Genomic DNA, 7,641 nt, shown 5'->3' on the forward strand with positions numbered 1-7,641 from the left:
CCCCTGTGTGAAGCCTCTGAAGGCCACCTTGAGGGACCTAGAGTCCCTCAAGGTGGCCTTCAGAGGCAAAGTGGACCGCGGCGGCGGCCCGGCCACCGAGATCACCGCCGCTCAGCGCTGCCGCCGGAGGTCCTCCAGGTAGCCGACCAGGTCCCGGGCGGGGCCGGACACCGGTTCGACGTACGACCACGTCCGCGTGCCCGCCTGATCGGCGACCGTGATCCGATAGGTCCGCTGGTCCGCCGCGCCCGGCGCCGATCCGGCCGCGGCGGCCGGGGAGTCGGCCGCCGCGCGGACCAGCTCCTCGAGCCGCGAGGCCGTGGCGGACGGGAGGTCGGCGGTGTCGAGTTCCAGCGGCCGGCGCAGGCCGGGGAACACGGCGAACCCGCCGTCCGGCTCGAAGGTGACACGCATCAGGTCAGCTCCCATCCCGGGGCGTCCCGGCTGCGCTCACGCGGAGGTTTTCCGGTGCGCGGCCTCGGTCGATTCGGGCGCCGCGGCCGCGGCGAACCCGTTGCCCGAGGCGTCCGCCGCTCCGGGCGCCACGGACGTCCGGACGCTCTTGACGATGCCGACCGTACCCTGCTTGGAGAGGTACCAGGCGCCGTCGAGCCCGGCGAAGGTCGACATCGCGCCGGAGCCGACGCTGCCGTCGACCGTGCCCGCGTACTTGGCGGGCCCGGTGTCGAAGCTCAGCAGCACGGTGCCGTCCTGCTGGTGCCACTTCCCTGTCAGCGGGCCGCTGAACGTTCCGTTGCTGTTGAACGAAAGCGTCGTCTGCGCGTAGTTCGAGGTCGCGCCCCAGCTGTAGTGCAGCACCCAGTTGCCGGAGATCTTCGGCGTCGCGAACGTGACGTGGATGCCGACCTGCTCCCACGCGTCGATGACGGCCTGCGCCTCGGCCGAGCCGAAGAGCAGGCTCGCGTTGGCGGCGGTCAGGTTCGCGAAGTCGATGAACTGCGCGGTCGAGGACAGCCGCGGATCACACAGGGTCGTGTACCAGATCCGGCCGGCCTTGTCCCAGGCGTTCGCGCCGAGCGCGGTCGCGACCAGGTAAAACGCCTTGTTCGGGATGCCGGAGTTGATGTGCACGCCGCCGTTGTCCGAGGTCGTGGTGACGTAGTGGCTCATGTGGTCGGGCTGCGGGTCCTTGCCGAGGTGCGGGTCGTCATACGCCGTGCCCGGCGCTTTCATCGACCGCAGCGCGACGCCGTGCACGCTGGCCGCCAGCAGCCCCTGGCCGATCAGCCAGTCCGCCTGCGCGGCGCTCTGGTGCAGGGCGTACTGCTTGACCAGGCAGCCGAACACGTCCGAGATCGACTCGTTCAGCGCGCCCGGCTGGTCGTGGTAGACGAGGTTCGCCTGGTGGCCGGTGACGCCGTGGGTCAGCTCGTGGCCGATCACGTCCAGCGCGATGGTGAACCGGTTGAAGTAGACGCCGTCCCCGTCGCCGAACACCATCTGGCTGCCGTTCCAGAAGGCGTTGTCGTAGCGGGTTCCATAGTGGACAGTGCCCTTGAGGTCCAGCCCGGCGTTGTCGATCGAGTTGCGCCCGAACACATCCCAGTACAGGGTGAAGGTCGCGCCGAGCCCGTCATAGGCCTCGTCGACGCCGACGTCCCCGCTGGCCGCCTGCCCTTCGGAGCGCACCAGCGAGCCGGGCAGGTTCTGTGTCTGGCTCGCGTTGTAGACATAGCGCTGCAGATGGGGGGTCAGCGAAGGCGACACCTCGCTGACAGCGGTGATGAACTGCTCGGTGATCCGGAAGCTGCGCACGGTGTTGTCGATCGACAACACGTCCAGCACGGCACGGCGGACATCGCTGTCGGGCGCACGTTCCGCGATCGACTCGAGGATGTGCGGCGGAAGAATGCAGAAAATGGAATGGCGATGGGAAGCGGACACGGCTGTTTCCTGGCCTTTCGGAGAAGCAGATGTTCAGGACTTGTTCCCGGCGACGTCGTACGGGGTGGCGGAGGCGGCCTCGGCCGTCGCTCCCACCACGCCTTTCTTGAGCATGTACCAGGAACCCGTCAGCCCGGCGAAGGTCGACATTGCCCCGGAGGCCACGTTCGCGTCGACCGTGCCGCCGTATTTGGCGGGGCCCGTGTCGAAGCTCAGCAGCAGGGTCCCGTCCTGCTGCCGCCATTTGCCAGGGCTCCCGCCGGCGAACGTCCCGTTCCCGTTCAAGCTGATCGGGGTCTGACCGAAATTGTTCGCATTACCCCAGCTGTAATGCAGAACCCACTCCCCAACTGCGTTCATGATCACCCTTTCCCGAGCTGATTCTCGTGTGCCGAAGCGGTTCCCCGCGCCTCGGTTGTCGGCTCGATCGACCAGGACGTGACACCTCTTCACCGAGGCCACCCAGACGGATCAATCCAGTACGGGTGTCCGGCGGAAAATACCGCGCAGGATCGCCGCGGTTCCGCTTGCCAACGAGACCGCGGGACCGTTTTCCTTGCCATACCTAAGCTTTTGCGGAATCGCGCGACTAGAGCACGCCGTCGACTAGGTCCCGCAGCTGGGAGCGAGCGGTGACCCCGAGTTTCGGGAAACTGCGGTACAGGTGCGAACCGACCGTGCGCGGCGAAAGGAAGAGCCGCTCGCCGATCTCCCGATTGGTCAGCCCGCGGGCCGCCAGCCGGATGATCTGCTGCTGTTGCGGGGTGAGCGCGGTCAGCGCGTCCGGCGGCGCGGGCTCCGAGTCGACGCCAGCGGCCCGGAGCTCGCCCTGGGCGCGTTCGAGCCACGGCCGCGCGCCGAGCCTGCGAAAGATTTCGTGGGCCGCCGTCAGCTTCGGCCGTGCCTCGGCGATGCGGCGACGCCGTCGCAGCCACTCCGCGTAGTCCAGCAGCACTTGGGCGCGCTCGAAGGGCCACTGCTCCCCCGCCGGATCGCCCAGTGCCTCCTGGAAGTGAGCCTCGGCGCCGTCGGGTTCCAGCAACGCGCGGGCCCGGTGCAGCACCGCGTGCATCCGCGCGGAAGCGTTGCCGATCCAGTGTTTCTCGGCCCGGTCGAGGATTTCCGCTGCCTCCGCCTCGTGGCCGGTCCGCACCGCGGCGGCGGCCAGCTCCGCGACCGCCGCATACGACGAGTGGTAGTGGACGGGCTCGCCCTGCGGGGTGAACTGGAGCCGGAACTGCTCGTACGCCGTGCCGTGGTCGCCGTCGGCCACCGCGGCCATGCCGAGCACCCAGCGCGCGCGGACGCCGACCGCCCGGCTCGTCAGCGGATCGATGGCGGCCAGCGCCTGCTCGGCCAGCTCACGCGCCTTCGCGGTCTCACCGGACAGCGTGACCGCGGCCGCCTCCAGCACCATCGTCGCGGCGGTGAGGTGCGGGAGGTTCGCCCCTGCGGACAGTGCCGCGGCGCTGTCCGCCGCCAGCCGCGCCTCGGCCCAGCGGCCGTGGTCGAGATAGGCCCAGCCAGCCGAACACCCGAGCCCGGTCGGCAGCCTGCCGGTGGCGCGCCAGCGGTGCAGGGCGTCGTCGAAGATCCGCACGGCCAGCGCGGTTTCGTCGAGCAGCCAGGCCATCGCGCCGAGCGAGGTGAGCTGCCGCGGATCCGTGCCCGCCCGAGCGAGCAGGTCCGGGATCAGCGCGGCCAGCCCGGCCCGGTTCTCGTGGGGATCGAGGATCGCCGAGGTCCACGGATCGTCCCCGGCCCTGGCGCGGACCTGGCTCCGGTAGCGCTCGTCGCCGGAGTAGAAACCCGTCACGGCGGCTGACGCGAGTGCTTGGCGGGTAAGGGAAGGCTCGTCGGCCGCGCGCAGCAGCAGGGCGAGGGAGCGCTCGTGCCCGGAGGTCAGGGTGAGCACCTGGCCGACCCGCAGGGCGGCCGTGGCGAGCACCGCCGGGTCGGCGGTGAGCGTGCCCGCCTTGGTCGCCAGCTGCTCGACCCACCGGGCCTGCCCGGTGTGGACCGCGACACCCGCGGCGAGCACCAGCCGCCGGGCGCTGTCGTCCGGCGCCGGACTCAGCTCGGCCGCCCGTTCGAGTGCGGTGGCCGCCGCCGCGTACCCGCCTCGGCGCTGAGCCCTGCTCGCGGTGTCCTCCAGCGCGGCGGCCACCTCCTCGTCGGGCCCGGTCGCGGCCGCCGCGAGATGCCAGGCCCGCCGGTCGGGCTCGTCCGCGAGCAGCCGGGCGAGCGTGCGGTGCGCCTCGCCGCGCGCGGCGAGCGGTGCCGAGTAGTAGATCGCCGACCGGACCAGCGGATGCCGGAACCGCACCCGGCCGCCGGTGAGCCGGACCAGCCCGGCCTGCTCGGCGGGCGCCAGCACGGCGGCGTGCGTGGTCGCCACGAGATCAGCCGTGTCGGCGGCCACCAGCAGCAGCGCGTGGCGGGTCTCGGCGGGCAGGCGGTCGAGATCGGCGGCGAAGATCCGCTCGAGCCGTTCGGTCAGCGGCAGCAGGTCGTCGTCGGTGCAGTCGGCCCTGGCCAGCTCGATCAGCGCCAGCGGGTTGCCCGCCGCCTGCTCCAGCACCCGGATCCGGCGCGCGCCGGAAGGTGGCGACGGCTGGGCGTCGAGCAGGGTGACGGCCGCGCGCGGCTCGAGCGGATCGAGTGTCACAGTGGGAAAGCCGGGAAACTCGGTCTCGTCCCGCGCGCCGATCACGAGCGCGAGCGGTTCGTCCCCGACGCGCCGGGCGACGAACGCCAGCACGTCACGCGAGCCCTCGTCGAGCCACCGCACGTCGTCCACGACCACGAGCACGGGCTCCCGTTCGGCAAGCTCGGACAGCAACGCCAGCACCGCGACCCCGATGATCATCCGATCAGGTGATCCCTCGGCCGCCACGCCCAGGCCGACCGCGTCGAGCAACGCCGTGCGCTGGCGTTCCGGCAGCGCGCCGATCTCGGCCACGACCGGCCGGAGCAGCTGGTGCAGCCCGGAGAACGGCAGGTTCGCCTCACTCAGGCTGCCCGTCGCCCGCAGCACCCGACCAGCGGGACCGGCGGCCGCGGCGAGGTCGAGCAGCGTGCTCTTGCCCACACCCGGCTCCCCGGTGACCACCAGGATTCCGCGGGTCAGCCCGAGAACAGCGGCCGTCTCGACGGCCCGGCCCACTACGTTCACCCCGTCGACTGTATCGGCGACTGCGGTCACGTGACCGATACCGCCCACGCGCCCGCCCCGGCACGCTCGTCGGTATGGACACCATCACCTTGGGCGACATCGAAATCACGCGGGTAATCGAGCGGCCGCCCGCCGGGCTGCCCCGCGAGTTCATCTTCCCGGACGTCCCGCGGGCGACCTGGGAGGCCCACCGGAGCTGGCTCGCCCCCGAGTTCTGGCACCCGGAAAGCGACGAGACCCGCTCCGTCATGCAGACCTGGCTGGTGCGCAGTGAGGGGAAGACCATCCTCATCGACACCGGTGTCGGGAACGGTAAGGAGCGGCCGTACATGCCGTTCTTCGCGCACTACAACACCGATTTCCTCGGTTCCCTCGCCCGCGCCGGGGTGCGGCCGGAGGACGTGGACCTCGTCGTGAACACCCACGTGCACGGTGACCACGTCGGCTGGAACACCACCCTCGAGGACCGCCAGTGGGTCCCGACGTTCCCCAACGCCCGGTACGTCATCGCCCGCGCCGACTTCGACTACTGGAACCCGGAAAACGAGCACAAGACCCGCTCCGGGCGCCAGATGCAGAACGTGTTCGAGGACAGTGTCGCGCCGGTGCACCACGCCGGGCAGACCGTCCTGTGGGAGGACCACTTCGAGCTCGACGGCGGCCTGCGGGTCGACCCGGCGCCAGGGCACACCCCGGGGTCTTCGGTGGTGACGCTGACCTCCGGCACCGACCGCGCGGTCTTCGTGGGCGACCTGCTGCACAGCCCGCTCCAGTTCGCCGAGCCGGACTGCTGCCCGAGTTTCGACGAGGACGAGCAGCAGGCTCGCGCCGCGCGCCGTCGGGTGCTTGGCTGGGCGGCGGACCACAACGCGCTGGTCCTGCCCGCGCACCTCCCCGGTGCGGGCGCGGCGGAGATCCGGCGCGACGGCGCCAAGTTCGCGATCAAGGAATGGGCGGCGTTCGCATGAGGATCACCACCACCGCCGGCGTGGTTTTGGGCGACGGCACCGCCTTCCGGAACATCCCGTACGCCGCCGCGCCCGCCGGCGCGGCCCGGTTCGCCGAGCCCGCTCCCCCGGTGCCGTGGACGGGCGTCCGCGACGCGACGAAGTCCGGCCCGACCGCCCCCGCGCCCGAGCGGCGCTGGTTCGGGACGGCGGACCTCGGCCCGGTCATCGGCGCCGCCTGGGTGCCTGCCGACGACGACTACCTGACCGTCACCGTCACCACGCCGTCCACCACGGGAAGCGCCCCGGTGATGGTGTTCGTGCACGGCGGCGGTTTCGTGTCCGGCACGGGCAGCGCGCCGATCTACGACGGAGCCGCCTTCGCGCGCGACGGCGTCGTGCTGGTGACGCTGAACTACCGCCTCGGCGCGCCGGGATGGCTCAGCCTGCCGGGCGCACCGGACAACCGCGGTCTGCTCGACGTCCTCGCCGCGCTGGGCTGGGTCCGCGACAACATCGCCCGCTTCGGCGGCGACCCCGGACGGGTGACTCTGTTCGGGCAGTCGGCGGGCGCGATGATCGTCAGCACGCTCGTGGTCACCCCGGCGGCGAAGGGGCTGTTCCACCGCGCGATCAGTCAGAGTGGCGGCCTGGCCGAGATGTCGCCCGAGCACGCGGAAACCGCGAGCGTCGCGCTGGCCGACACCCTCGGCGTCGAGCGCACCCCCGAGGCGTTCGGAGCGATCCCCGACGAGCAGCTCGTCGAAGCGGTGAAGCTGCTCAAGCCCGCCGGCCGGGCCGGGGTGTCACCCTTCGGGGTGGTGCAGGGCGACCGGTGTGCGGCGCACGACGTCGAGCTGCTGGTCGGCACCAACTCGGAGGAGTCGAAGCTCTACCAGGACCCGGCCCGCTCGGCGGCGATCGACGAGCTGTTCCGCGCGGCAAGCAGGCGGCTCACCGACGCGCACGGCAACGCGCGCACCTACGAGTTCGACTGGCGGGACGGGCCGCACGGCGCCTGCCACACCGTCGAGCTGCCGTTCGTCTTCGAGACCACGGACCTGCCGGAGTTGCGCGGACCGGACGGCCTGCTCGGCCCGCGGGTCCCGCCGTCGCTGGCGGACGAACTGCACCAGGCGTGGGTCCGGTTCGCGACCACCGGCGACCCCGGCTGGCCGGACCACCACCGCTTCACCGGCCGGTGAGCCAGCCGAGCCGGTGATCGACGTGACCCAGTCGAGCCGCCGTGTCCCCGCGTCGAGGCGGGCACGCGGCGACCCGGCGTCGATCTCGGCGACGTCGGCAGGGTTCGCACTGTGGCTCGGGACGTCCGAAAAGGGGGCGCGCTACGAGACCGCGCAGGTCTCAGAAGGCGTCCGGAAACTGATGTCATGTCGTCCAGTTTGGTGCCCAGGGCCGCGTGACTGACGGGGACTGTCACACGGTCTGTTCTGGTGAAGGGGACTTTGCAAGGTTGACTCGAGAGAAAGTCCCCTTCAGTCGCGACCCCAGGTTTGCCGTGTGCCCTGATGGGAGCCTTCACGGCGTTTAACGCTGTCATGGTGGCCTTCAGGGGCACGCATGAAACGGTCATGGCGGTATGAAACGGGCGAA

General features: G+C 71.3%; 6 protein-coding genes. 2 read left to right on the forward strand and 4 right to left on the reverse strand.

All coding sequences use genetic code 11. The features are described 5' to 3' along the window. Nucleotides 1–111: 111 nt before the first annotated feature. The 4 genes from QMK34_RS46190 to QMK34_RS46205 form a co-directional block, all read right to left on the reverse strand. Entirely contained in the window at nt 112–414 is a 303-nt protein-coding gene (locus QMK34_RS46190; protein ID WP_326421309.1) for a protealysin inhibitor emfourin, read from the reverse strand. A gap of 36 nt (nt 415–450) precedes the next feature. Continuing rightward, complete coding sequence (locus QMK34_RS46195; RefSeq protein WP_326421311.1) at nt 451–1,905, reverse strand: M4 family metallopeptidase; 1,455 nt, start codon at nt 1,903–1,905, stop codon at nt 451–453. Nucleotides 1,906–1,938: 33 nt separating this feature from the next. Continuing rightward, nucleotides 1,939–2,265 carry a hypothetical protein gene (locus QMK34_RS46200; protein ID WP_326421313.1) on the reverse strand — a complete coding sequence of 109 codons (327 nt, stop codon included), beginning with the start codon at nt 2,263–2,265 and terminating at the stop codon, nt 1,939–1,941. 229 nt (nt 2,266–2,494) lie between these two features. After that, nucleotides 2,495–5,080, reverse strand: a complete 2,586-nt coding sequence (locus tag QMK34_RS46205; RefSeq protein WP_326421315.1) for an ATP-binding protein — start codon at nt 5,078–5,080, stop codon at nt 2,495–2,497. Nucleotides 5,081–5,154: 74 nt separating this feature from the next. On the opposite strand from QMK34_RS46205, the gene QMK34_RS46210 reads away from it, so the two are divergent. Further along, entirely contained in the window at nt 5,155–6,048 is an 894-nt protein-coding gene (locus QMK34_RS46210; protein ID WP_326421317.1) for an MBL fold metallo-hydrolase, read from the forward strand. Then, a complete protein-coding gene (locus QMK34_RS46215; RefSeq protein WP_326421318.1) occupies nt 6,045–7,232 on the forward strand; it encodes a carboxylesterase family protein in 1,188 nt (395 codons plus the stop codon). Before QMK34_RS46210 ends, QMK34_RS46215 begins: the two co-directional genes overlap by 4 nt. The last annotated feature ends 409 nt before the right edge of the window (nt 7,233–7,641 follow it).

Source organism: Amycolatopsis sp. H20-H5 (genome assembly GCF_035828755.1).
GTDB lineage: Bacteria > Actinomycetota > Actinomycetes > Mycobacteriales > Pseudonocardiaceae > Amycolatopsis.